This window comes from Leifsonia sp. HAY1-4F (assembly GCF_056755275.1).
Window position 1 is genome coordinate 1 of record NZ_JBNDHX010000202.1, and the last position, 815, is coordinate 815.

The following is an 815-nucleotide window of genomic DNA, read 5'->3' on the forward strand; positions in this document are numbered from 1 at the left end:
GGCTCAGCACCGTGCCGGGTCCGACCCCGCTCAACCGCCGTCCGGCACTCACCTCGAGTTGGCAGATCGGCGTGACCGAGGGACCGCACGGCGCCCCCGAGTTCTTCACCCGGCGCGACCTCGACGAGCTCTACGCGACGGACTACGAGGTCCACTACAACTCCGCCCGCACAGGCGTGCGGCTGATCGGCCCGCAGCCGGAATGGGCGCGCAGCGACGGCGGGGAGGCGGGCCTCCATCCGTCGAATATCCACGACACTCCGTATGCCGTCGGGGCGATCGACTTCACGGGCGACACGCCCATCATCCTGGGGCCGGACGGCCCCTCCCTCGGCGGATTCGTCTGCCCCGCCGTCGTCGCGAGCGGCGAGCTGTGGAAGCTCGGGCAGCTGCGCCCGGGCGACACGATCCGGTTCGTGCCCGTCCGGGAGGCGGACGCGGCAGCCCTTGTCGAGCGGCGGGCCGCGACGGGACTCCTCTCCGCGGGCGGCGACGGCGATGACGGCGTGATCGGGCGGTCGGAGGCGACGGACACCCGGCCGAGCGTCACCTACCGCCGCGACGGCGACGACAACGTGCTCGTCGAGTACGGCGACATGACCCTCGACCTGGGCCTGCGGATGCGCATCCACGCGCTGATGACGACCCTCCAGTCGAATCTGCCCCGGGGCGTCCTGGAGCTCACGCCCGGCATCCGCTCGCTCCAGATCCACACCGACTCCTCGGTGCTGAAGGCGACGGCGCTGGCCGGGCTGCTGCGCGAGATCGAGGCGGAGATCCCGCCGACGACCGAGCTCGTGGTGCCCTCCCGGACC

At 72.4% G+C, this 815-nt stretch carries 1 protein-coding gene; it reads left to right on the forward strand.

Going from position 1 to position 815, the window contains the following annotated elements:
- On the forward strand, positions 1–815 hold an 815-nt coding region (locus ACPYOG_RS19185; RefSeq protein ID WP_481295732.1), incomplete at both ends, for a carboxyltransferase domain-containing protein.